General features: G+C 58.3%; 21 protein-coding genes and 1 tRNA gene. 10 read left to right on the top strand and 12 right to left on the bottom strand.

From position 1 onward, the window contains the following. Nucleotides 1-47 precede the first annotated feature (47 nt). On the bottom strand, nt 48-1,226 hold the full coding sequence (locus DHB74_RS03305) for a substrate-binding domain-containing protein (RefSeq protein ID WP_499160797.1): 1,179 nt from the start codon (nt 1,224-1,226) through the stop codon (nt 48-50). Nucleotides 1,227-1,561: 335 nt separating this feature from the next. Between DHB74_RS03305 and DHB74_RS03300 the strand changes: the two genes are divergently transcribed. Then, nucleotides 1,562-2,002, top strand: a complete 441-nt coding sequence (locus tag DHB74_RS03300) for a YtoQ family protein (protein WP_499160796.1) — start codon at nt 1,562-1,564, stop codon at nt 2,000-2,002. 23 nt (nt 2,003-2,025) lie between these two features. Here DHB74_RS03300 and DHB74_RS03295 read toward each other — a convergent pair whose 3' ends face one another. Then, nucleotides 2,026-3,132: a glutathione S-transferase family protein gene (locus DHB74_RS03295; RefSeq protein WP_499160795.1), complete on the bottom strand. Its 1,107-nt coding sequence runs from the start codon at nt 3,130-3,132 to the stop codon at nt 2,026-2,028. A gap of 246 nt (nt 3,133-3,378) precedes the next feature. Between DHB74_RS03295 and DHB74_RS03290 the strand changes: the two genes are divergently transcribed. The 8 genes from DHB74_RS03290 (at nt 3,379) to DHB74_RS03255 (ending at nt 11,260) form a co-directional block, all read left to right on the top strand. Beyond that, nucleotides 3,379-4,113: a DUF2889 domain-containing protein gene (locus DHB74_RS03290; protein ID WP_499160794.1), complete on the top strand. Its 735-nt coding sequence runs from the start codon at nt 3,379-3,381 to the stop codon at nt 4,111-4,113. A 138-nt stretch (nt 4,114-4,251) separates the two neighbouring features. After that, nucleotides 4,252-4,710: a GspH/FimT family pseudopilin gene (locus DHB74_RS03285; RefSeq protein ID WP_499160793.1), complete on the top strand. Its 459-nt coding sequence runs from the start codon at nt 4,252-4,254 to the stop codon at nt 4,708-4,710. Then, complete coding sequence (gene pilV / locus DHB74_RS03280; RefSeq protein ID WP_499160792.1) at nt 4,707-5,207, top strand: type IV pilus modification protein PilV; 501 nt, start codon at nt 4,707-4,709, stop codon at nt 5,205-5,207. Before DHB74_RS03285 ends, pilV begins: the two co-directional genes overlap by 4 nt. After that, nucleotides 5,204-5,896 carry a PilW family protein gene (locus tag DHB74_RS03275; RefSeq protein WP_499160791.1) on the top strand — a complete coding sequence of 231 codons (693 nt, stop codon included), beginning with the start codon at nt 5,204-5,206 and terminating at the stop codon, nt 5,894-5,896. Before pilV ends, DHB74_RS03275 begins: the two co-directional genes overlap by 4 nt. Before the next feature lie 23 nt (nt 5,897-5,919). Then, nucleotides 5,920-6,438: a pilus assembly PilX family protein gene (locus DHB74_RS03270; protein WP_499160790.1), complete on the top strand. Its 519-nt coding sequence runs from the start codon at nt 5,920-5,922 to the stop codon at nt 6,436-6,438. 11 nt (nt 6,439-6,449) lie between these two features. Next, nucleotides 6,450-9,371 (top strand): PilC/PilY family type IV pilus protein, encoded by a 2,922-nt coding sequence (locus DHB74_RS03265; RefSeq protein ID WP_499160789.1) that lies wholly within the window; start codon nt 6,450-6,452, stop codon nt 9,369-9,371. Further along, on the top strand, nt 9,364-9,753 hold the full coding sequence (locus DHB74_RS03260) for a type IV pilin protein (protein ID WP_499160788.1): 390 nt from the start codon (nt 9,364-9,366) through the stop codon (nt 9,751-9,753). Before DHB74_RS03265 ends, DHB74_RS03260 begins: the two co-directional genes overlap by 8 nt. Before the next feature lie 223 nt (nt 9,754-9,976). Further along, nucleotides 9,977-11,260 (top strand): serine hydrolase domain-containing protein, encoded by a 1,284-nt coding sequence (locus tag DHB74_RS03255; protein WP_499160787.1) that lies wholly within the window; start codon nt 9,977-9,979, stop codon nt 11,258-11,260. A gap of 108 nt (nt 11,261-11,368) precedes the next feature. On the opposite strand, the gene DHB74_RS03250 is transcribed toward DHB74_RS03255, so the two are convergent. The 3 genes from DHB74_RS03250 to DHB74_RS03240 form a co-directional block, all read right to left on the bottom strand. After that, nucleotides 11,369-12,556 carry a sugar transporter gene (locus DHB74_RS03250; RefSeq protein ID WP_499161023.1) on the bottom strand — a complete coding sequence of 396 codons (1,188 nt, stop codon included), beginning with the start codon at nt 12,554-12,556 and terminating at the stop codon, nt 11,369-11,371. Nucleotides 12,557-12,677: 121 nt separating this feature from the next. Further along, nucleotides 12,678-13,541: a LysR family transcriptional regulator gene (locus DHB74_RS03245; RefSeq protein ID WP_036988458.1), complete on the bottom strand. Its 864-nt coding sequence runs from the start codon at nt 13,539-13,541 to the stop codon at nt 12,678-12,680. Nucleotides 13,542-13,615: 74 nt separating this feature from the next. Beyond that, the gene (locus DHB74_RS03240; protein WP_499160786.1) at nt 13,616-14,986 is read right to left on the bottom strand and encodes a DUF1329 domain-containing protein; all 1,371 of its coding nucleotides are present in this window, start codon (nt 14,984-14,986) and stop codon (nt 13,616-13,618) included. A 166-nt stretch (nt 14,987-15,152) separates the two neighbouring features. On the opposite strand from DHB74_RS03240, the gene DHB74_RS03235 reads away from it, so the two are divergent. After that, on the top strand, nt 15,153-16,946 hold the full coding sequence (locus DHB74_RS03235) for an arylsulfatase (RefSeq protein ID WP_036988460.1): 1,794 nt from the start codon (nt 15,153-15,155) through the stop codon (nt 16,944-16,946). Here the strand turns inward: DHB74_RS03235 and DHB74_RS03230 are convergent. The 7 genes from DHB74_RS03230 to DHB74_RS03200 all read right to left on the bottom strand — a co-directional run bounded on the left by DHB74_RS03230 (nt 16,885) and on the right by DHB74_RS03200 (nt 24,854). Continuing rightward, entirely contained in the window at nt 16,885-17,598 is a 714-nt protein-coding gene (locus DHB74_RS03230) for a TetR/AcrR family transcriptional regulator (protein ID WP_051610688.1), read from the bottom strand. The genes DHB74_RS03235 and DHB74_RS03230 overlap by 62 nt on opposite strands. 70 nt (nt 17,599-17,668) lie before the next feature. Continuing rightward, on the bottom strand, nt 17,669-19,630 hold the full coding sequence (locus DHB74_RS03225) for an alkyl/aryl-sulfatase (RefSeq protein ID WP_499160785.1): 1,962 nt from the start codon (nt 19,628-19,630) through the stop codon (nt 17,669-17,671). A 27-nt stretch (nt 19,631-19,657) separates the two neighbouring features. Further along, nucleotides 19,658-21,250 (bottom strand): GMC family oxidoreductase, encoded by a 1,593-nt coding sequence (locus tag DHB74_RS03220; RefSeq protein ID WP_499160784.1) that lies wholly within the window; start codon nt 21,248-21,250, stop codon nt 19,658-19,660. A gap of 16 nt (nt 21,251-21,266) precedes the next feature. Beyond that, entirely contained in the window at nt 21,267-21,812 is a 546-nt protein-coding gene (locus tag DHB74_RS03215; RefSeq protein ID WP_499160783.1) for a twin-arginine translocation pathway signal protein, read from the bottom strand. Nucleotides 21,813-21,843: 31 nt separating this feature from the next. Then, the gene (locus tag DHB74_RS03210; RefSeq protein ID WP_499160782.1) at nt 21,844-23,262 is read right to left on the bottom strand and encodes a coniferyl aldehyde dehydrogenase; all 1,419 of its coding nucleotides are present in this window, start codon (nt 23,260-23,262) and stop codon (nt 21,844-21,846) included. 261 nt (nt 23,263-23,523) lie between these two features. After that, nucleotides 23,524-24,537 carry an alpha/beta fold hydrolase gene (locus DHB74_RS03205; RefSeq protein WP_036988464.1) on the bottom strand — a complete coding sequence of 338 codons (1,014 nt, stop codon included), beginning with the start codon at nt 24,535-24,537 and terminating at the stop codon, nt 23,524-23,526. A gap of 240 nt (nt 24,538-24,777) precedes the next feature. After that, nucleotides 24,778-24,854 (bottom strand) — tRNA-Met (locus tag DHB74_RS03200). Nucleotides 24,855-25,045 lie beyond the last annotated feature (191 nt).

The following is a 25,045-nucleotide window of genomic DNA, read 5'->3' as shown; positions in this document are numbered from 1 at the left end:
TTGTAACCCTGATTATGCGCGGTTCTGCCAACTTGATGCCGGGCGGCTCAGTACACCCAGAGTTCCACGCGCCGGTTCTTGTTTCGGCCATCGTCATGGGTGTTGGCGGCTACCGGCAGGTCATCGCCGATGCCCATAACGTCCTTGACGAAGATGCCCTGGCCGGCCAGCGCGGCGCTGACCGTTCTGGCTCGCAGGCGCGACAATAGTTCGGCGCCTCTGGTTCTCGGGTCGCTAAAGCCTACCAGGACCACCTTGTACTCGGTCTTGTTTTCAGTCTGCAGATATTCGAGCAGGCGGTCGATGTCCTGCCAGGCCTTGTTATCCAGCCGGGCGCTGCCTTCATTGAAGCGGATGTTGACCGACAGGCGGTGCGCTTCTTCGGCCAGTTTGCGATAGTCGTCCGGCATATAGGGCTGCGGTGCGATCCGAGCGGCTGTGATGTTCTGGCCGACAAAGCCCACCTGGTCCACGATATCCTGCCCGGCTTTGCTCTGGGTGAAGGCAATTAACCCCAGTGCCAGCGGGTTGGTTTCCTCGGGGCTGATGTACATATACAGCCGGCGGGCCAGCGGATAATCCTCTGTGGCTACCAGCGCTTTGCTGGGGTACATGGGGCGGGAGTCACCAGCGGTGATGGACAGCGCCTTGGCTTCCTGTATATAGGCCAGGCCAACAAAGCCGACAGCATTGCGATCACTGCTGACGGCCCGGGACAGGTCTGCGTTGGATTCGTAGCGGTGGGCATCTGCGAGCAGATCCACCTGATTGGGTTTCAGCACCAGGTCCCGGAAGGTCTCCCAGGTCCCGGAGTTACCGTCCCTGGCGTGTACCCTGATTTTACCCTGGCGCCCGCCGAGCTGCGCCCAATCGGAGACCTGGCCGGAAAATATCCGGGCAATCTGTTCGATATTGAGGCTGTCGAGCGGGTTTTCCGGGTGCATGATGACCGCCAGGCCATCCAGGCCGATCACCTGCTCTGCTTCCTTGCTGAGCATGTTTCCGGCATTTTTCAGTGCTGTGACTTCACTGTCCTTGATCGGTCGGGACGATGCTGCGATCTGCCCTGTGCGGTCGATCAGCCCGGTAAAGCCCGTGGTAGAGCCATGTGCGTTCAGACTGATTTCGATCGATTCGCCCTGAGCGCCTACGGCGGTGATGCGGTGTTCCTGCGGTTCGGCATCGAGCTGTATATCAATTTCCGTAGCACCTGACTCTTTCAACATGCCTTCAACCAACAGGGGTGCCAACTGAGCGCCTATGGTGTTGGAGCCATTAATCTGTAGTTGCAGTGGTGCGGCGATGCTTGGAAAAGAAAGGCAGACAAGCCCGGCAAGCGATAACTTTACTAATCGGGCTCGCAGCCCTGAGGTGGTTTTCAACGTGTAACTCCCTGTAATGGCGGAACAGCCCTCCACTGGATGGAGGTTTGCTGATAGATGATGCCCTGCGTCTGTTAAGAAATTTTTGCGCCGTGCGAATAATGGATTCACAAACAGACCGCTGTTTTGCCTTTGCCGGTGCCTCTGGTATGGTCGGGCCTTTTGCTAGCGGAGGCTCCATGTCCTTTTACGTTTATCTTTCCGGCGAAATTCATACCGATTGGCGCGATGAGATTCAGCGCGGCGCTGAGGCCGAGGGCCTGGATGTCGTTTTCACTTCGGCGGTGACCAATCACGACGCCAGCGACGCGGCGGGTGACCATCTGGGTGCGGAAGACAATGCCTTCTGGCGCGACCACAAATCAGCCAAGGTCAACGCCATCCGCACCAAGACGTTGATCGAGCAGAGCGATCTGGTGGTGGTGCGCTTTGGAGATAAATACAAGCAGTGGAATGCCGCCTTCGATGCCGGTTACTGCGCTGCGCTGGGTACACCCTACGTCACCCTGCATGCCGAGGATATTGTCCACCCGCTGAAAGAAGTTGATGCTGCGGCGATGGCCTGGGCGACGACTACGGAGCAGGTGGTTGATATTCTGGCTTATGTGTTGAAAGGCTGAAAGTCATCGGCAAACGGGGCAGCTTACTGCCCCGATTCTGTCTGGCGTTTCAGTTTGTTATTCCGCCGCTGTAACCGAACGGACAACGGAGTGGCGAGAGCATGGATCTGCGCGTCGTTAAGTATCGCAGTTATCCCCGCGCGATGATCGCCAGTGAGTTCGCCATAGAAATCATGGGCGCGCTGCCACATCCATAGGTTATACGGAAACACCAGTCGCTCTTCCTCCATGTCACCCAGCCGATAGCGCAGCGTGCCGATAGCGCGGGGAATGTCCTCGGCGTCGGGGTTGGCCTCGGTCCATTCTTTCAGTTGCCGAGCGGTTTCCAGCAGTACGGGTACCTGTTCATCGAACATCCGGTTGATGATGGGCAATAGCGTTTCCGGTACCTGATCATTCGGCAGGAAGCCGCCGTCATGGCTGCTTGCGTCCGGGCTGATCATGCGCTCAACCCAGCGCGCTACCTGCGGCGCACGCTCGCGCATCAAGCGTCCGGAAGCAGGGTCGCGATAGAGGTGGGCATACAGGGGGCCAATCAGGCCGAAGTCGCCGATGCAGGGCTGATCGCCGAGCAGATAGTCATGATCGCTGAAGTGGATGTTCAGTTCATCGAGCAGCGACAGATAACTTTGCTCGATGGCAGCGCGGGAATGATCGGTGATGCCCAGACGGGGTAGGGCGCCGGCAAAGGGACCGGATGCCTCCAGTCCAGCGGCATATTGCTCTTTTGCGCTGGCGCTGGGCAGGCGAGTGCGACCGAATTCCTGAATGGCAAACTCGCGGTTTTCTTCGATCTTCCAGCGATAGAGCATGGCGGGATTAACCAGCCATTCATCACCGTAGATTTCCAGCAGCAGCGCAACCAGCCGCTGACAAGGACCGGTTGGGTACACGGACCTGTTCGGGAAATGATGTTCCAGATGGTCGATGATTTCGGTGGAGTCCTGGATTACCTGGTCATCCGGCGTCACCAGCACCGGAATATAACGCACCCCGGTTCGGGGAATGATCAGCTCCTTGAAAATCTGCGGCGTGGACAGAACTTCTTCAAATCTGATGCCCTTGAATTGCAGATAGCAGCGTACCTTGCCGGTATAAAGTGAAACTGGTGCGCCGATCAGTTTATGCATGCCTGTTCTCCTGATATCTGCATGAATTGTCGGATACTCGGCGGTAGTGATCCAGGCCCGAATGGGTGATTGTATAGATAGAAACACGCCAGAAGACGTTTGAAGCTGTAGAGATTGTTCTGTTTTTGTAAGGTATTGATGTGGCGAATCAGCCTTCTGGGCCAGTCGATAAACGGGTAGGCTGTCTATGACTGAGACATTCTGGGCGACAATGCCGACCAATAAAAACAGACATTGAGGCGTGCCATGCAAGAGCTGGACTCCCCCCACGTTTTCTTCCGCCGGGTGATTTTTGATGTAAGCCCGACCGAATGCCTGGTTGCCATGGAGGATGAGCACCATTATTTCGTGTTACAGCTGGGTCACGATGGTGAGTGCATCACCTCAGTAGCCAGCACCGCCCGACGTACGCCATGGACCCTCTGCCCCGAGGCAGAGCGGCAACTGCAGGCCTTCGTTGGTCAGCCCCTGCGCCAACGCATCGCCATCAACCTGCCGGATATCGACAGCAAGCAGCAATGCACGCATCAATATGACCTGCTGATGGTGGCCCTGTCCCAGGCACTGCGACCGGGGAGGCGGGAATACGTCGCCAAAGTGGTCGGCGCGATGCACGAGTACCGTCACGCCCAGCTCTGGCTGGATGATGAAAAACTACTCGACTGGCGCCTGCGTGGCACGGTAATCGACAGCGAGGATCAGTGTAACCAACAAGACCTGCGCAGCGTCATGCCGTGGGCGGACGAGCACTTGGATGACCAGATGCTGGAAGCCTTGTTCGTACAGCGACGGGCGGTGATGGTGGCGGCGAGCAAGGGGTTCGACCTGGACCTGATCCCCAACGCGGGCGTAGCCATGCGGGCACGCGCGGGGGCTTGTTTTGTGTTTCAGCCGGAGCGGGCGGCGCAGGCGGTGCGGGTGATGGGAAGTACGCGGCAGGATGTAAGGGGGACGGGGGATCTGTTGGTGGGGTGGGAGTGAACCTATAAATAGCAATGATCCATATTGGGTTTGCTAGCTGACAATACCATCTGCTCCTCGAATTCAGCCGCTTGTCATCAAGTACGGGCCTCTAGCCGGCTCGCGCCATATAGTGCTATCACTATCAGGAGGATTGTGATGGATAAAGTGAAAGGCTTCACGTTAATTGAATTGATGGTGACTATCGCTGTCGCCGCGATTCTATTGGGCGTAGCGGTTCCTTCCTTTCAGACCGTATCCCGGAATAATGCTGTAAAAGCCACTACTAATGATCTGATGTCTACGATCAACATGGCGCGCCAGCAATCAATGAGCACCCGTTCCAATATCGAGGTTCGGCCAGCTGCAGGCGGTTGGGATGACGGCTGGGCCCTTAATTTTGTGAACGACTCGATGGGAGAAGACGCTGATTATCTGCCCCGGCAAGGGGTAAGCGTTGCTCGTACGCAGGGGAGCGGGGAGCTGCTATTTGTCGCGCGAGGCGGCATACAAGGTGGTGGAGCGGAGTTCACCATTTCACATACCGATACCAACATTGCGAGCCGAGTTTTCTGCGTTTCCTTCTTCGGCAAGATCGCGCCCGGAGAATGCTCATGATTGATCAATCATCCCAGCGGGGCGTGGGCATGCTGGAAGTGCTGATCGCTTTGCTAGTGCTCGCCGTGGGCGTACTGGGATTTGCTGGACTGCAGATGACCGCATTGAGCAAGAGCGATGAAGCCAATTACCGGGCTGCTGCTGTACTGATCGTGCAGGATGCGATCGAGCGGTTTGAGTTGAACCCGTCAAAGCGCGAAAGCTACCTGACTAGCAATTGGGGGGCTGGAAGTGCAGGCGGAACGCCCCCTGCCGATTGCATTACCAGTGCCTGTGATGCAGACGCTGTAGCAAGCTGGGATATCGCACAACTTGCTTGGCAGGCCGCCAATCTCCTTCCGGCGGGACGCGTGATGGCATCTAATTGCGAATTCAACAATCAGTTGATCTGCGTCATCGTCAGTTGGGACGAGCAGGACCCTGCCGCCTGCATGGATAACAGCGGATTGCTGGTGGACGAAGGTAGCCGCTGTTTTGTCATGGAGATCGCGCGATGAAGCGAAACCAACAAGGCTTCACACTTATTGAATTGATGGTCGCGATGCTCATCGGGCTGATTCTGACCCTGGCGGCCTTGCAACTTTTCATGACCAACCAGCGGACATTCTCATTACAGCAAGCTGTGGCGGAGTTGCATGAAGATGGACAGCAGGCGATCCGTTATATGGTGGCGGATATTCGCCAGGCGGGCCGCGGCAGCGCTCTAGCCGGTGCTATCCCCCCCATCGATCTTATCAACAGCAGCAATGGCACCAACGATGCGCTTGCAGTTCATTACTGGGGTACCTCGACCTGTGCAGGTGAGACCTACTCGCTCGAGCGCGAAATTCACAATGTTTACAGCGTGAATAACGAGGTTTTGCAATGTCGCAGCGTATTGACTAACACCACCGTGGACTTGGTGAGCGGAGTCGAAAGCTTCCAGGTTCTTTACGGTATTGACGGTAATAAAGATGGCGAGCTGGGCGTAACGCAGTTCGTTACCGCGAACAACCTGACTGCGGATTCCGTGGTGGTCGCTATCCGCTTTGCGTTGTTATTGTCCTCTGATCGATTCCGTCAGTCACAATCGGCAAATACCACTCATTGGGTGCTGGATCAGAAGGTTGATTCCGCCGACTCGAACTTGCGGCGGGTATTCAATTCCACGGTGCAACTGCGTAACTACGACTGGGAAGGTGTGTAATGAAACGGAACTCAGGAGCCGGGGTGCGTGCCTCGCAGCGCGGTGCAGCTTTGTTGGTTGCGCTGATTATTCTTGTGATGGTTTCCGTGATGGGAATTTCTGCCCTTCGTTCGAGTATTTTCTCCGGCAAGGTGGCCACGGGTATTCAGGCTGACGCTATGACCTTTGAGGCAGCTGAGACTGCTCTGGGAGTAACTTATCGGCATCTGAGCACCATGACAGACCAGACTCTCTACGCGGCGCTGGGTGGTGGAGCCGTCGAGTTCTGTGTCGATAACGCCAACACGGACGCAACAGGTGCGTGTGGTGCAAATACCTTCATGGATGAACGGAATCTGCTGCGTGCGCGCTCAGTAAGTTACCACGCGGGATACTCTCCCATTGATGGTGCGCAGGTTAGCCTTACCGGAACCGGCAGCGTATTTGTCGATTATCAGGTTAACATGCTCGCCGAAAGCGATATGCCAAGTCTGAATCTAGAAAACTATCATCTACAGGAAGCGCTGAAGCGGGGAATCATGCCGGCTTCAGATATCAAATGAGGAGCAGGGACATGCACACGCTCATACGGAATCTTGCGACCAGCCTGATGGTTGCTGCGGGGCTATCCATACCGGCTCTAAGTTATGCCGATGATACGGAAATATACTTCGCCAAGGCGAATGCGGAAAATTCTGAGAACAAGCCTTCTGCGAATGTGCTCTTTCTGATCGATACATCCGGGAGTATGTGTGACCCACGGGCGGGCAACAATACTTCTCGTAATTGTAGTAATCAACACACTCCCATGGTGGCACTGCGTAACGCGTTCTCTACCATGGTGGAGGGCCTGGAAGAAAACGTGAAAATCGGCTTGGCCAAGTTCAACGGTGGACACGACAACTCTGGCTATGGCGGCTATGTCTTTTACCCTGTGTCGGAGCTGGACAATACCAAGAAGGTGGATGTTAAAAGCATCGTCAATAATCTGCAGGGAACAGCGAATACACCGGTGATGGAAGCTTATTCGGAAGCCGCCCGATATATGTTGGGGATGTCGCCAACTGCTTATGCAAAGATAGGGGAAGCTATATCCAACTCCCCACGTCCTGCTGTTAACTTTCTGGGCATTGAGAGGGTTTGCACTAGATACTGGTCTGGAGGTTCCTGTCGAGAGTGGTCCGATAATGTAGTCAGCGCAGCGTCCTACGAAAGCCCGATGACGATGGCCAATCAATGCGAAAGCAACCATATCATTGTCATGACAGACGGTGCGCCTACTCAAGACTCCGATCATTCGAAGGTCACCGATATTTCTGGAGGCTCTTGCCAAAGTACATCCGATTTTTTTGGAACGAGCCATGAGAAGAATAGCTTTGCCTGCCAGGCGAAGCTTGCCGAGTTTTTACAAGGCGAGAGCCCGCGAGGTAAAAAACCCATAAAGACCTGGCAAATTGCATTCGGGGTTGGCCAAGATTCCAACGAAGTCAAGAATATGCGCAAAGTGGCAAAGGCGGGTGGTACTGACGACGTCCGATACGCCGATGATGCCGACGAGTTGGCGCAGGCATTTCTCGACATTCTCGATCTTATCGACAAGGATTCTCGCACGATCGCCGCGCCCGGCGTCGCGGTCAATTCCATGAACCGCTTCCAGCATCTGGATGAACTGTACTATGCGGTGTTTCAGCCAGCAGAGAGCAGTTTCTGGGAAGGCAACCTGAAACGCTATCAGCTAAAAAATCAGCAGATTCATGGCCAGAATGGCCCAGCCGTTGATGCTACTACAGGTTTTTTCAGCCAGGACGCGCGCAGCTTTTGGAGTTCGGAAATTGACGGAGCTGACGTGTTCAAGGGCGGAGCCCGGGAGAACGTCGGCACACGCAAGCTGTTTTATACGGACCAAGCTGGTGGCGCAATCAAAGAGTTTTCTTGGACGAGTACCGATACGCCCAATAATTCCTTTTTTGATCTGACAGGGAGTAATGCCGCAGCAAGTCGCACTTTGATGCTCGACAGCCTGAAAACCGTATGGGGTGACCCCATGCACAGTGTGCCTTTGATGGTGAACTACGGTGATGACAAGAACTACGTCTTCGTTTCCACCAATGGCGGCATGTTGCATGTTATCGACACCGAAGATGGCAGCGAGACTGCCGCCTTTATGCCGTATGAGCTCTTCAAGGAAGCCAAAAAATTCACCATCGAGAAACCGGGCCTGACGCAAGCAAACCGGCGCCAGATCTATGGTCTGGATGGCAGTTGGATCGCCTGGCGCAAGCCTGGAGAGACGCTGGAAGATAGCCCAGAGAAAGTATATATCTATGGCGGTATGCGCCGTGGAGGTAAACATTACTATGCGTTGGATGTTACAACGCCCAGCTCTCCCAAAATGAAATGGCAAATCAGCAGCGGGGACGCAGGCTTTGAGCAACTCGGGCAAACCTGGTCTACACCAACGTTGACCAAGGTTAAGACCGCTTCCGGAAATGTGCCGGCCTTGATCTTCGGCGGCGGATACAGTCCGGATGATCATGATGGCCCGACCCATACGCGGTCAGCGGCTGACGGTGAGGGCAACGCTGTTTACATAGTCAATGCGGAGGATGGCACGTTGATATGGAGTGCCCTTTCCAATGCTGATATGAAATGGGCGATCCCAGGCGGCATTTCGGTCGTCGATATTGACTTCGATGGGGTTGCCGATCATCTCTACTTCGGTGATCTGGGTGGTCAGCTATTCCGGGCAGACATGAGCGGTACGGGTAATAAGCCCAGCGTAACCCGTATTGCGGATCTGGGCGGTACCGGTGCCGATCACCGCCGGTTCTTCGAGGCGCCAGCCGTTGCGTATGCCAAATCGGGAGTCAAGAACCTGCTTTATGTGGTAGCTGGTTCCGGCTATCGCGCTCATCCTCTGGATGAAGATACCGAGGAGGGTATATTCGTCGTCATTGATGATGGGGCTCTGCAAGAGAGCTCCTCAGACATGGCTACGCTGGGGAATATGGCGAACGTAGTTACCAATGCGGTGGAAACCACTGATCGAGGCTGGTATTACCTGTTCAAGGAAGAGGCCGGGCGCAGTGGCGAGAAAGCACTTTCGTCGCCGGTGATTTTCGATAACAAGATCATGTTCTCGACTTACGCTCCCACAGAGGATCAGGAGTACGAAAACCCCTGTGCGGTTCGCTACGGTGGCGCCTATCTTCATACGGTGAACATGCGCACCGGCGCACCAGCGTCGCTGACGGGAGACGCACCGGACAGTCGCAGTCAATCCCTGGATCAGAGCACACCGCCTCCAACACCCACACTGCTGGTGGATGAAGACGGTAACCTGGTGATCGTGGTAGGTCCGGAGGTGGTTGGAGAAGGCGATCTCGGCGATCCGAACCTCCGCAAGCGGCGCTGGATGCAGTTGCCCAAGGATGAAGCCAACAAGTTCCGGGCAATAGCTGAAGGGACTCTCGAGGAAGAAGACGCGGATGAATAATGCAATGAGGAGATGGTCACGGGGAGCGGCAGGTTTCAGCCTGATCGAGCTCATGATCGTAGTGGTGATAGTGGCTATTCTGGCGGCTATCGCTTATCCATCCTATCAACGCTATGTCCAGCAGACCCGTGAGGCTGAGGCGCAGGGGCAAATCATGGAGTTGGCAAGTGCGTTGGAAGCTTACCGGGCGAAGAACTTTTCATATAACGGTGCTACGGCTGCCCTTTCGCCAGATTTAGATGCTAGCGAACACTATCAGGCAGTGGTGAATGTCGGAGCGTCCAATCAGAGCTATACCATCGTGGCCACCCCGCAATCGAGCCTGATGTCGGGAATGGACGTTCTGTCCTATACAAGTGCGGGTGAGGCTTCGTGGGAATAACTAATAAATAAGGCTACTATCGAGAAGCCAGCCCGCAACGGGCTGGCATTTTTCATAATGTGCGTCAGAGATGCGATCCTCATCCAAGTCATTCCCGCTCATTCAGCAAAATAATCCGCTCCGTTTTTCATTGGCCTAAGCCCGCCAGGTTGGATACCCTCAAACCACAACAACAATCACCTGGATCGCTGTCATGAGAGTATCTGGATTAAGGGGGCTGGCTTTGACTACTGTTCTGCTATCCGCGCACGGCATTGCTGCCGATCTTCCCGACCCTGTCTCTGTACGTACCGACCAACTGCAATTGATGCAGGGCTTCCCGCCAGCCGCCGATAAGCAGATAACCCAGGCGGGTTTCATGCGGCCTTACCCCAATCCGCGCTGGAGTTTCCATCATGCGCGGGAGCTGTTTCCTTCGCGGCGGGTGGCGCGTGGTCATGAGGCTGTTTCCGTATTGCCACAGGCCGAGGGGATGGAGCAGCAGATTGCCGATCTGACTTTCACCGGCCCTGATGGTGAGCAGATGAGCTTCGGGCAATATCTGGATTCGACCTATGTTGATGGCGTGCTGATCATGCAGCACGGCAAGGTCCTGTTTGAGCGCTATCAAGCGGGCGTGCCCGAGGATGAGCCGCATATTCTCTGGTCGGTGACCAAGTCCTTTGTGGGGCTGCTGGCTACACAGTTGATCGAAGAAGGCGAGCTGGATCCTGCGGCGCTGGTCACGGGCTATCTGCCAGAGCTGGAAAACAGCGGTTGGCGTGGGGCGACGGTGCAGCAGGTGCTGGATATGACTGCGGATATCGATTACAGCGAGGTTTATGCTGATCGCAATTCCGATGTAGTCAAGTATTCGCTGGCCGCGGGTATGGGGCCGGTGCCCCATGACTACCCGGGCGCGCGGGACCTGTACAGTTATCTGCCCACCATTGCTGCCGGTGTGGATGAACATGGGCAATCGTTTCGCTATCGCACCACCCACACCGAGGTGCTGGGCTGGATTCTGCGGCGGGTGACTGGCATGTCCACCGCTGCGTTGATTGAGCAACGTCTGTGGCGCAAGCTGGGGACTGAAGAGGATGCGTATATGCTGCTCGACTCCAAGGGGGCCGAGTGGGCGGGCGCGGGTCTGAACGTGACGTTGCGGGATCTGGCGCGGTTTGCGGAGATGGTCAGGCTGGGTGGTGAATTCAACGGCCAGCAGATCATCAGCGCCGCGGCAATCGAAAAGATCCGTGAGGGTGGCGACCGGGATAAGTTCAAGGCGGCCGGCCGCGATTTCCAGCCGGGGTATTCCTATCGCAACCAGTGGTGGATCAGCCACAACCCGGATGGCGCCTTTGAAGCGCTGGGTGTGCATGGTCAGATGATCCACATCAACCCGGCGGTGGGGATGGTGATGGTGCGGCTGTCCTCGCATCCGATTGCCAGCAGTGCGCAGACGATGCCGTTGAGTATCCCGGCGTTGGCGGCGTTGGCGGACTTGTTGCGAGGGCGGGAGGAGTAGGTTAGGACGTAGAGCCTGGGCTCGCTCGACCTTCCAAGGTCTTGCGTATTCTGAAAGGCAAAGGGCGTCGGCAGCGCTGGGCCGCCGGCGCCAAAAATCCGCGTCGGCTTATGCCGCCTGGGTCACCGGCATCTGCGGCGGCAGGCGCCACAGGGCGGTGAGGCAGATGAGCAGGCCGCCGAGGCCCAGCACGCCGCCGACCAAGCCGACATTTGCCAGGCCCATATGCGTGGTCACCTGGCTGCCAAGCAGCGCGCCAGCGCCGATGCCCAGATTGTACAGGCCGGAAAACAGCGACATGGCCACATCAGTAGCATCCGAGGCGATGCGCAGAACGCGGGACTGCAATGCCAGCGTCAACCCGAGAATAGCCGCACCCCATACGAAGCACAGAATACCCAGGGTCCAGATGTTCGTGGCCGACGCCAACAGCAGCAACAGGCAGAAGGTCAGGGCGAACATGCTGCCGACCAGCACGCTGCGCGGATAGAAGGGGCTGCAGCGGCTGAAGATCAGCGCGCCGAACAGACCGGCACCACCGAATACCAGCAGCAACCCGGTGATCTGGTTGCCGAACAGGCCGGCAATGTCCCGAGCAAAAGGTTCTATGTAGCTGTAGGCGGTGAACTGGGCGGTTACACAGATGACTACCAGGCCATAGACCACCATCAGTGCCGGGCGCTTGACCAGTACCGGCAGGCTGCTGAGCGAACCGCTGTTCTGGCTCGGCAGCAACGGCAGCATGCGTGCCAGGGCGACCATGGTCAGCAGGGCGATCATGGCGACGCCCAGGAAGGTGACTCGCCAGCCGACCATTTCACCGACCAGTCGACCCAGCGGGATGCCCAGCACCATGGCCAGGGTGGTGCCTGTGGCTAGCAGTCCCAGGGCTTGCGCTTCCCGTCCCGGCGGGGCGACGCGAACCGCCAGCGAAGCGGTGATACTCCAGAACACGGCATGGGCGAGGGCAATCCCGATGCGGCTGATCACCAGCACCTCGTAGCTCCAGGCCACGAATGACAGCAGATGGCTGATGATGAACAGAATGAAGACTCCCATCAGCAGCCGGCGACGCTCGATATTGCGCGTCAGCAGCATCAGCGGCAGCGACATCAGTGCGACCAGCCAGGCGTAGATGGTGAGGATCAGGCCGACCTGCTCGGGTTGCATCCCGAAGCTGGCGCCGATGTCGCTGAGCAGCGCCACCGGGGCGAATTCGGTGGTATTGAATATGAATGCAGCCAGGGCCAGCGCAACAACGCTGAGCCAGCTGCCCTGGTGGGCGGTATTCGACATTGTCATGAAAAGCAGAACCAGATGGGGAAGGAGGCCGGCGGGCTAGAGGGAGTTAGCCTGCTGCGGGCGAGGCGTATTCTAGGTCTGTTATTGGCTCATCGCAAGCTGCGGCAAGCCAGGTTCAGATCATCGGATCCCAGCGCTGGGACCAATCCTGATTGGTATGGGCGAGAGAGCGCAGCAGTTTCAGCGCCTGGTCGAGGATGGCCGATTCCCGCTGGCGCGAATACACCAGATAAGTCGGAAAGCTGAACTCCGGCGCCATGTTGACCGGCTCCAACAGACCATTGTCGATATAGCTCTGGACAACCCGGCTGCGGAAGTAGCCCGAGCCGCCGGCTTCAAGGATGTATTGCAATGCCAGCGGGCCCAGGTTGAAGGCGACCGGGGCGCGGGCCTTGTCGGGCAGGGCGGCGTCGTGCTGGCGCCGGAAGCCTTCGCCCCAGTCGATGTAGACGTAGGGTTCCGGCTGGCCGGGCAGGCTCACCTGGATGAGCTTTTCTTCCAGCAGTTCTTCCACCTGCAGGCCGGGCAGGTATTCCGGTTGATACACCAGCGCCGCATCCAGCGAGCCCTGTTCGACGCGTTGCATCAGGGTGCTGCTGTCGCCGATCTCGGCGCGCACCGAATGTTCTGGAATTTCCCGGCGCAGCGCACGCACCCAATCCAGAATCAGTGGCGTACACAGACTGGCCTCACCACCAATGTGCAGCACATCACTGAAGCCTTTCAGCAGCGGCAGGTCGCGCTGGGCATTGTCCCAGGCCTGGATCATCTGCGTGGCATGGGTAATGAATGCCTCGCCGTCGACCGTCAGCCTGGCGCCGGAGCGGTTGCGGATGAATAGGGTGCAGTTGAGCTGGCTTTCCAGGCTCTGGATGCGCGAGGTGATGGCAGCCTGGGTGACATGCAACCGCTCCGCTGCCGCGACAAAGCTGCCGCAGCGGACGATCTCCAGAAAGGTGCGGGCCAGACTGATATCCATGTGCCGATTCCCGGGATGAAAGGAGCCTATTCTAGCAAGTCGGCGGATCATCCGGGGAATACGGCCCGGTCGAATCAGCGTACGCCGGCAGCGCGCAAGGCAGCAGGGGTAAATTGGTTGTAAGTGGGCGGAGTGCCGTCGAGCTGTGGGGCAGAGGCTTCCTCGGTGTACATGCCGAGGGCTATGTAGCGGCCGGCAATAATGTCATACAGGGTTTCCAGGGCATAACCGGGAATCTGGTACTGGTAATTGAAGCTGAGGTGGCCTTCAGCCACACGCCATAGCGCGCCCCGGCCATCATAGTGATCCGCCAGGCCAATCATCCATGAATCCTCGTCGATGAAGAAATTTCGCTGGCTGTAGATGTGCCGCTGTCCGTCCTTCACGTTGCCCTGTACTTCCCAGACGCGATGCAGCTCGAAGCGCGTATGCTCCGGATTGATGTGTCCGGCCTTGATGACGTCAGCGTATTTCAGGCCTGGAGTGGTCAGTTTGGCAGAGTTATACGGAAGGTAGACTTCCTTCTTGCCGACCAGCGTCCAGTTGTACCGGTCAGGTGCGCCGTTGTACATGGAGAAGTTGTCCACGGTACGCATGCCATCGGAGGCGCTGCCCGGGCCATCATAGGACACCTGCGGAGCGCGGCGTACACGCCGCTGGCCGGCATTGTAAACCCAGGCCATGCGCGGCTCTTTCAGCTGATCCAGCGTATCGTGAACCAGCAGGACATTACCGGCCAGGCGCGCGGGTGCGTTGATCTGCTGCTTGAAGAACAGCAGGGTGTTGGGCATGGTCGTGGGGTCGATATCCGGCATCTGTTCCGGGTAGCCGATATTCTCTTCCAGCTTGATCAAGGTATATGAACCGTTGGTTTGCGGCATCACCTGCATGTACCAGCGGTGCGCATTCAAACGATAGCGGGTCATATGGTTCCAGATCACTTCGCCACCTGACTTGGGCAGCGGAAATATGAAAGACGAGCCCGGCGTGACGTTTTCCACACCATCGCCACCATTCAGCAATCTGGCCTGTCCGGCGGTCTCTTTGACCTGATCGTAAACCGTCTGCGGGTAACCGACGGTACGCCTGGACGGATAGATGGGCATGCGGAAGGAGTCGGGATAGCGCTCGAACAGCGCCACCTGACCGGGTGTCAGTTGGTCTTTATATTGCTGGTAGTTGCTCGCGATGATCACAAACTCGGGCTGTTCATCCTGGAAGGGGTTTTCCAGGAAGTGATTGGCCAGAGGCTGGCCCGCATCCTGCGGCAACCCGCCCGTCCACTCCGGGATGGTGCCGTCAGCATTGCCGGCCTTTTCCGCACCAATGGGGGTAAGGTTGGTGCCCAACTGATCGATCTCCGACTGGCTGAGGCTCTGGGCTGCTGCCCCGGTCGCCAGCATGCTCAGGGTAACGCCGTAGAGCCGCGCTTTTGTCTTATGCATTTCTTTCTCCAATTGCTGTTGTTTTTGGACTTGCGTTGGAGCCTTGATCAAGCACTTGCAGCTATCCGCCGAGCGGGTTGGTCAGCCGGCTTGTTTACAAAGTAGAGTAATTGCTCTATATAATCAAGAACACGGATAACAACTACGACAGACGAGATCGCACACCATGCTCAGACTTCCTCCCCTGGCCCTGCTGTTGGGCACGCTTGCGTTGCTCGCGCCGCTATACGGTCAGGCTGACACTCGCCCCAATATTCTGCTGATCGTCGCCGACGACATGGGATTTTCCGATCCTGGCGCCTACGGTGGAGAGATCAGTACACCGAATATCGATACCTTGGCTGCCGAAGGTATCCAGTTCAGCAACTTCAACGTGGCCGCGACCTGCTCCCCGACGCGGGCGATGCTGATGACCGGCGTGACCAGCCACAAGGTCGGCATGGGCAACATGAAGGAGATCATGGCCGACAACCAGAAAGGCCAGCCCGGTTACGAAACCTGGCTCAATGATCAGGCCGTGACCTTGCCGACCCTGCTGCGAGATGCCGGCTACCGCACTTATATGGCCGGCAAATGGCATCTGGGCTCACGGCCGGAGAGCTTGCCCAACGCCAGGGGATTTGATCGTTCGGTGGCCCTGCTTGAAAGCGGGGCTGACAACTGGGAAGCCAAGCACTACCTGCCCGCCGGCACGGCGACCTGGGTTGAAGATGGTCAGCCGATCAGTCTGCCGGATGATTTCTATTCGTCGTTCTACTATGCCGACAAGCTGATCGAATACCTGAGCAGTGAGCAGGGCAGTGAGAAGCCATTTTTTGCCTACCTCGCATTCCAGGCCGTGCACGCGCCGCATCATGCGCCCGAAGCCTATGTGGAAAAATACGCCGATACCTACCAGGGTGGCTGGGATGTGCTTCGCCAGCAGCGCTATGAACGGCTGACCGCCATGGGGTTGCTGCCCCGCACTGCCGAGTCGGTCATCAGCAACGACTGGGGCACTTTTTATGATACCCAGCCAATCGACTGGGACAGCCTCAGCGACGAAGAGCGCGCCTATCGCGCCCGGCAGATGGCGGTCTACGCAGGCATGGCCGAAGCCATGGACGAAAGCATCGGCCGGGTCATCAGTCACCTCAAGGCCAGTGGCGATTATGACAACACGCTGATTGTCTTCATGAGCGACAATGGCGCCGAGTCCACGGTACTGACCGAAATAGCGCCGCTGTTCTACCGCTTGCGCTACGATCAGGACTATGCGGACCTGGGTCGCCCCGGCAGCTGGAGCGAATATGGCCCCGGTTGGGGCTATGCCGCCAACACGCCGTTCTACTCCTACAAGGGCTCGCCTTTCAATGGCGGGCTGCGGGTGCCGATGATCGTGCGGTATCCGGGTGTGATCGAGCCGGGCTCACGCACCTCAGCCTTCGGTTATGTGACTGATATCGCCCCCACGCTGCTGGAGCTGAGTAACACCGCGGTGCCGGACGGTGAGTATCAGGGACGCGAGGTGCATCGCATCATGGGCACCAGCATGGCGCCGCTACTGCGTGGAGAGAGTGACCGCATTCATGCGGACGACGAGGTGGTTGTCTACGAACTGGCCGGCGGCATAGCCATCTGGCAGGGCGACTATAAACTGGTGGTATCGAATTCCAGCGCCATTGCTTCACGTGCCGGCATGCTGTTGTTCAACATGCAGGATGATCCACTGGAGCGTAACGACCTGTCAGCTCAGCAGCCCGAACGTGTCGCTGCGCTGATGGAGGCTTATCACAGTTTCGTGGCCGAGCATGGGCTCGTCGAGGTGCCGGAGGACTACAACGCCTGGGAACAGCTGAACCGCAACGCCCGTGAACAGCTGCTTGACCGTCATGGCCATCAGTTGCTGCTGGGTGCGGTCATTCTGGTGCTGCTGCTTGGCTGGTGGCTGCGGACGCGACTGCGTCGTCGCCGTCGCTGATCTCTCCCAGCGGCACATAGAGGCGGTCGCGCAGGGCGCTGACCGCCTCTTGATACTCGGGTGCCACATACCCTTCTTCCAGGACCAGTATCTGATAGATGCCGCGGCGCATGAGCTGCTCATCCAGATCGGACTGGATACCCCGGGTGGTCGTCAGAAACTGCATCCAGGAACTCAGCACGATCCACACATTGATACTCAGGGACTCCGCCTGCTGCGGGCTCAGCAACAGGATGCCCGCGTCGGCAAAGGCCTGATAGATGTGCTGGGTGCTGCGCAAGCTGCGCTGGGCGAATTGTCGATAGCGGGCGGCCAGTTCGGGGTCGGCTTCGAGCAGGTATTCCAGGCCCTGATGCATGAAGCGAAACTGCCACAGCAGGTCCAGCAGGCTTTCCAGATACCGGGCCTTGTCCTCCAGGGTGACGCTGGCCTCTGCTGGCAAGGTAAAGAAAACCTCCATCTTGCTTTCGAACTCGTTGAAGAGCTCGGCAACGATCATGGGTTTGTTGCGAAAATGGTAATAGAGGTTGCCGGGTGACATGCCCAGGTGGCTGGCGATGTGGTTGGTGGTGATGTTGCGCTCGCCCTGGGTATTGAACAGGTGCAGGCTGGCTTGCAGGATACGGTCGCGGGTGCTTGGCTTTGCAGCCATAGTCAGGTCTCTCATTGTTTCGCTGGGCAGCTCCCCTCAGTCACTGGAGAAGTGACCGAGGGGCTGTCGCTTAGTCGGTGATCGGCTCGATCAGCGCGAAGTCCGGGGTGAAGTTATCCATCAGGCTCAGCAACTCGAGAAAGACTTGCGGATTGCCTTCGATGCGGATATCTCCGGACTTGATGGCCGCTGGAAAGCTGTTCTGTTGCGTCAGGATAGCATTGAGCGTTGCCCGGGTCATAGTGATGCTGGCGTCGGCATCCGGCGCGCTGCGCTCGGGCAGCCAGGTCAGCGTGGCGTTCTGCAGGTTGAGGCGGAACTGCTCGTCCGTGTCGGTGAAGCTCCAGTTCAGTAGCATCTGCTTGCCTTCGGCTCGGGGACCATTCAGGCGTACGCCGAGCAGATCGAAGAACATGCCGGTGTCCAGCGCCTGCAGCAGATCGGTGGCGATGGCACCGGCAGACTGTTGTGCCGTCCCGTTGCGCAACTCCATGGCACCGGACAGGTAGACATTGCGCCAGGGGCCGGATTCGGCCTGGTAGCCGAGTTGTTCCAGCGCGGCGGCATTCAGTTGCCGGGCAGCCTGATTATCCGGTTCGGCGAACACCGCCTGGCTCATGACCGAGGCTACCCAGCGGTACTCGCCGCGATCGAAGTCCTGCCGGGCGCGGGAAATTACCTGCTCGATACCGCCCATGTACTCCATGGCCTTGCGTGCTGCTTCCTGCGTCGGCAGAGGGTTGAGGTTGGCGGGGTTGGCGTCATGCCAACCCAGGTATTTCTGGTAAATGGCGCGGGCGTTGTGGCGCAGGGTGCCGTAATAGTCGCGGGCGATCCATTCCTTCGCCAGGCTGGCGGGCAGCGTGAGCTGCTCGGCAATTTCGTCGGGGCGGTAGCCCTGGTTCATCAGCCGTACGCTCTGGTCGTGAATGAATTTGTACAGATCGCGTTGCACGGCAAGAAAGTGCCGGGCATCGTCCTGATTCCAGACCGGCCAGTGGTGCTGGGCCATCAGAATGTCGGTGCGCGGCCCGTATTTCTCCAGAACCTCATCGATATAGCGTGACCAGAGGCTGGCGTCGCGCACTTCGGCGCCGCGCAGGGTATAGATATTGTGCAGCTGATGAGAGGTGACTTCGGCGGTGTTGAGCACCCTGGCTGCGGGAAAATACATCATCATCTCCGCGGGTGCTTCACTGCCCTGGGCCAGGTGAAATTCGACCTCGACCCCGTCGATCACCTTGGTTCCATTGGCGGTAATGATGTCGGTGGGCGGAATGAGTGTCAGCGCGCCATGGCTCAGTGCCTTGCCCAGGCCATTGTCGACATGCCCGGTAGCGCTGGCGTCCAGTTCGGTACCGTACATGTACATGGCGCGACGGGTCATGGCGTTGCCGGCAATCACGTTCTCGCTTACCGCGTGCTCCATGAAGCCTTCTGGCGCGTAGATGCGCACGCGCTGCTGTTGGATGTCCTCATCGCTGACGATGCCGCGCACCCCGGCAAAATGATCCACATGGCTGTGGGTGTAGATCACCGCCACCACCGGTTTGCTGGGGCGGTGTTCGAGATAGAGGTCCAGGGCTGCCCTGGCGGTGGTTGGCGACAGCAGTGGGTCGATGATGATCAGCCCGGTCTGACCTTCGATGACGGTCATGTTGGCCAGGTCCATACCGCGAATCTGATAGCTCCCGTCGGTGACCTTGAACAACCCATGGATGCCGTTCAGTTGAGCCTGACGCCACAGGCTGGGGTTCACCGTGTCTGGAGCTTCTCCTTCAACGAAGGCATAGGCGCTCATATCCCAGGCGGTGCTGCCATCCGGGTTGCGTAGCGGGCCGTCTGCCGGGGCGGCGATAAAACCGCGGCGGGCATCTTCGAAGGCCTTGCGGTCACTGAAGTCCAGTTGCTGCAATACGGCTGCGTTGGCCTTTACGGTGGTGGGTTCTGCTGGTTGGCCATCGGCAGATGCGATAAGTGGCAGGCACAGGCTGGCAGCCAGCAAGCCTATGGCATAACGTTGTTTGTTCATTATTGTTCTCCGTTTTCAAGGGTGCAGCTAACCGGCTAACCGCTCGGCGAGCAGGCTGGATAACCTGGCTGTCAGCCCATAGATCGACAGCTGCGGGTTGGCGCCGATGCTGGTAGGGAACAGCGAGCCGTCGTGAATCGACAGGTTCTCCAACTGGTGGTGCCGGCCAAGGCTGTCGGTGACGGCGCGGCTGGCGTCTTCACCCATGGCGCAGCCGCCCATGACGTGGGCGCTGCCCAGACGGGCCTTGAAGCGGCGCAGGTCGAGCGCGTCGATCATCTCCTGCGCTTCGGCCAAGTTGCTTGCTGGGCGAGCATCATTGTGCACCGGAGTCACGGTGCGGGCGCCGGCGGCAAACTGGATCTCGGCCATGCTCTGATAGGTGCGCCGCACGGCCTCCCAGGTGTAATCGGTCAACTGGTAATCCAGCACCGGGGAGCCATCGCTGCGCAGTTGTACTTCGCCTTGTGAACTGTCCGGGTGAAAGCCATCGCGCAGCAGGGCAATCATCATGTTGGCGTTGGGTAGTTGCTGCATCAGCTTGCTATTGGCCACGCCAGTGCCGCCGAGGACCGTAGCACTGAAGCCAGGTTGCATGGGCGGCACCTCCAGTTTGTAGCCCATCGGGCCGGTGGCACCGTCCTGCCACTGGAAATGGTCGGAATAAATGGACTGGGGAGCGCCATAGAAGGGATTGATCTGCTGTTCGAACTGCGCCCAGGAAAAGGTCGTGAGGTGCAGGAAGGTGCGCTTGCCGAGAATGCCATGCGGATCGGGCGCTTCGGAGCGCAGCAGCAAACCTGGGGTATTGATGCTGCCGCCGGCCAGGATGTAATGCCGGGCGTGAACCTGGATCCGCCGACCGGTCGGCGCGACGCAGCGCTCATCCATGGCTACGCACTCGAGCCCGGTTACACGGCCACCGTCCAGCTGCAGACGCTCGGCCCGGGCGAGGTAGATCAGCTCGCCGCCATTATCCAGCAGCGCCGGGATGCTGGTGACCAGCATGGACTGCTTGGCGTTGGTTGGGCAGCCGAGACCGCAATAGCCGAGATTCCAGCAGCCGCGCACGTTGCGTGGGATGACCTGCCAATGCAGCCCGAGCTTCTCGCAGCCACGGCGCAGCACGTCGTTGTTGGCATTGGGCGGCATGGCCCAGGGGCTGATGCCCAGGCGCTCTTCCATACGAGCGAACCAGGGTGCCAGTTCTTCTACGCTGAGCCCAAGTACCTCATGCTCACTGGCCCAATGCGCCAGGGTGGGCTCGGGCGTGCGGAAGCAGGACGTCCAGTTGACCAGGGTAGTGCCGCCGACGGCGCGGCCCTGCAGGATGGTAATGGCGCCGTCCTTCGACATGCGCCCCAGCCCTTCCTGATACAGGTCGGGGTAGGCCTCATGTTCCTGCAGCTTGAAATCACTGCTGGTGAACAGGCCGCCTTCCTCTATCAGCAAGACCTTGAATCCAGCCGCGCTGAGTATTTCCGCGCTGGTGGCACCGCCGGCGCCGCTGCCGACGATGGCGATATCCGCTTCCAGGGTCAGGTCCTGCTCCAGTTGTGCAGCGTTGGTCACTTTCCAGTCGCGCTTGAGTCCTTCGGTGAACAGATCCGGAATGGGCATGCAGGGGCTCTCCTGTTCAGATGCGCGGTGGGCCCGGATAGCCGCATTGCGGCCATGACGCCGGGGTGCTGTAGCAGGACAGCAGAATCAGATTGGTCAGAGCGTTCTGGCCTTGTTGCAACAAGGCGAAGGAGCTGTTTTCCCAACGCTTGAGGAAGGCTTGCACCGCCTCGTCGCTGGCACTCTCCCAAGAGCCCCAGATGCCGGTTACTGCGCCGCGCGTGACGCCCAGAGTCAGCAGATCGAACAGCTGCAACAGCTGGGTGTTGAGGCTGGGTGACAACTGATTCAGGTTGTTGTCGAGCGCCAGCAGAACGCCTTCTACAATGGCGGCCTGTTGCTCTGCCGGGAGCGCGCCAACCAGCACCACTGGGATTACCCGACGCAACATGGGCAGATCATCCTTGCGCAGTTGCTGGAAACCCTGCGCGGGGGTATCGGCCGAGCAACCGCCAAGGCTGGCGATGCCGCCGACGGTAGTCAGGACGGCGGTGCCGAACAATCCCAGTTTGAGCAACTGGCGACGATTCATGCCGGGGGCGTCTGCAGTGGTGTCGGGCATTATTATTGTTGTCCTTGGCCTGGTGAGTTGGTCAGCGAATCAGCAATTTGCGCAACAACTTCTGCATGGCGCTGCCGTAGGGCGGATAAAGCACCCGTGTGGCATTGAAGCGCGGCTTGCGCAATACCGCCTTGGCCTTGCTGAAGGTCAGAAAACCCTCATGACCATGGTAATGGCCCATGCCGGAAGGCCCGATACCGCCAAAGGGCAGGTCGCATACCGCGACATGCAGCAGGGTCTCGTTCAGGCCCACGCCGCCGGAATGGGTCTGCTCCATTACCCGCTGTTGCTCACCCCGATCGTAGCCAAAATAGTAGAGCGCCAGCGGGCGCGGACGGGCATTGATATAGGCGATGGCGTCGTCGATCTGCCGGTAGGGCACGATCGGCAGCAATGGGCCGAATATCTCATCCTGCATCACCAGCATGTCATCGCTGACATCCGCCAGCAGGGTAGGGGGCAGGCGTTGCTCCTGGCTTGCGTCGAACAAGGGGAGCACCCGCGCACCCTTGGTTTGGGCATCGTCGATATAGCTGTTCAATCGCGCCTGCTGGCGCGGATTGATGATGCTGGTGTAGTCGGGGCTATCACTGAGCTGCGGATAGAACCGGCTGATCACCTTGCGGTAAGCCTCGACAAATGCGTCCACCCGCGCTTCCGGCACCAGTACATAGTCCGGCGCCACGCAGGTCTGCCCGGCATTCATGGTCTTGCCGAAGGCGATGCGTTCGGCAGCGTCGTCCAACGGTACCGTTGCCGAGACAATGGCCGGTGATTTGCCACCCAGTTCCAGCGTTACCGGGGTCAGGTTATCCGCCGCTGCGTGCAGAATATGTCGGGCAATGCTGGTGGCGCCGGTGAATAAGAGGTGATCGAAGGGCAGGCGGGAAAAAGCTGCACCCACATCCGCCTCGCCCAGCACCACAGCGACCTGATCCTCTGGAAAGGCTCTGGCCAACAGCTCCTTGACCAGTTGGGACGTAGCCGGGGTTGATTCACTCATCTTGATCATTACCCGGTTACCCGCCGCCAGCGCACCGAGCAGCGGGCCGATGGCCAGAAAAATCGGATAATTCCAGGGCACTATCACCCCAACGACGCCCAGCGGTTGATAGAACACCTGAGCCGAGCCCGGTTGAAAGGCGATGCCCAGCGGGCGTCGTGCCGGTTTCATCCAGCGGCGCAAATGTTTGCAGACGTGATCGATGGATTGCAGGCTGGGTAATATCTCGGCAAACAGCGTCTCATCCCGCGAACGGTTACCGAAATCCCGACTCACCGCCTCAGCCAACGCTTCCTGTTCATCTACCAGAACTGTGCGCAGCCGTTTCAGCCAACTCAGCCGAGTTGCCAGCGAAGGCATGGGATCGGCCTGAAAAGCATTGCGCTGCTGCTTCAGTAACGAAGCCAGAGGCGCCTCGATGTCGCTACGGGAAGGGCTACTATCCACTGAAAAAGCTCCGGGCGGGATTGGAGTAATTATTCTAATCTTTGTAAAGCAATGCCGCAGCAGGGTCAAGAAGGATTTCAAGCCCCGTCATCCTCGGCATAGGTCGGATCCATCCTTCCTAAGGTGTTTGGTAAAGCGGGCATGAGGCATACCCGCACGTTGACCTGTGGCAACGCGCAGGGCCGGTTCGCGGCAGGCAATGAGCTTTGGTAGCGAATGAGGCGCACCAGGCGCCTCATTGTTGAACGGCTGAGGAAGGAGCTACTTGTTCAGTTGGGCAAGACCTTTTAGCAAAGCCTCATGAAACTGCTCCGGTGCCTCCACCTGCGGTGAGTGTCCCAACTCGGGAAACTCCACCAGTGTTGCGTTGGGAATGGCCTCGGCGGTTGCCTGGCCTAGTTGGGGATACTGGCCCAGCTGCTCGGCAACGGCCTCGGGCGCGCGATTGGCACCAGGGGCGGTGCGATCCTTGCCGCCAATCAACAGCAGGGTCGGCGCCTGAATGTTCGGGAACTCATGGACTACCGGTTGGGTGAACAGCATCTCGGCGGTCTGCGCCTGATTCCAGGCGACGATTTCCTTGCCGGGGCCGGCGTACATGCCGTATGCCATCTCGACCCAGCGGTCGTATTCGGGCTTCCACTCGCCGTTATAGTAGTACTTCAACTGGTAGTTCTTGATGCCTTCATAGGTGGTTTTCAGCTGCCCTTGATAGAGCTGGTCGATGGTGGCGTAGGGCACGCCCTTTTGCTGCCAGTCTTCCAGGCCGATCGGGTTGACGAGTACCAGTTGCTCGACCTGTTCAGGGAACTGCAGCGCGAAGCGTGCGGCCAGCATGCCGCCCATGGAGTGGCCGACAACGGTGGTCTTGTGCGTACCCAGCTCCTCAAGCAGAGCGTGTGTATTGTCGGCCAGTTGCGCAAAGCTGAACTGGTAGCCGCGCGGTTTGCTGGAGCTGCAGAAGCCGATCTGATCCGGCGCGATGACGCGATAACCCGCCTGGCTCAGCTCCTTGATGCTCTGTTCCCAGGTGGCGCCGCAGAAGTTTTTGCCGTGCAGTAACACCACCGTCCGCCCATTGGCCTCGGTAGTCGGTTTGACGTCCATGTAGGCCATTTCCAGCGATTGTTGCTGGGAGGTAAAGGCAAAGTGCTCGACGGGGTAAGGGTATTCAAAGCCCTGCAATTCCGGGCCATATTCGACGGAGGTATCAGCCTGCAGGCTGGCGACGGACAGCAGGCTCGCGCAGGCGGTAAGGATGACGGTTTTTTTCACATAGAACTCCCGGCTTGATCGACAACGTCCCGATACTGCTGCGTTGGTGCTAAGTCCTGCGGTAGACGGGGCAAGGCTATGGAGTATAGCAATGGATACCGGCGATAGAGGTGCCGGTGAGTTTCCGGATGTCACTTGGCAACCAGGGCAGCTTTACTGCTATGAAACGAGGGGAAAAAGGAGCAGAGCGCAGATGCAAAAATGCCTCGGATGGGTGACCATCCGAGGCATTTTCTATGTTGGTTGCGGGGGCAGGATTTGAACCTACGACCTTCGGGTTATGAGCCCGACGAGCTACCAGACTGCTCCACCCCGCGTCTGAGGTGGCTCATTCTACGGATTTAAGAAGGGCTGTCAAGCAATTGATGCAAAAAGAATTTTCAGGGGGCGAGTGAGGCGGCTATGCCATTTTCATAAGACAGCTTGATGTCGTTGTGACATCATTCGTTTGCTTCGGCCGGGAGGTGGTGGGAGACTTCCGTGACGGGATCAGGCGTGCTATATGGCT

It is taken from the genome of Pseudomonas sp. G11-1, assembly GCF_024031555.1.
In the GTDB taxonomy this organism is placed as follows: Bacteria; Pseudomonadota; Gammaproteobacteria; order Pseudomonadales; family Pseudomonadaceae; genus Halopseudomonas; species Halopseudomonas bauzanensis.
This window is presented reverse-complemented; position numbering and strand designations above follow the sequence as displayed.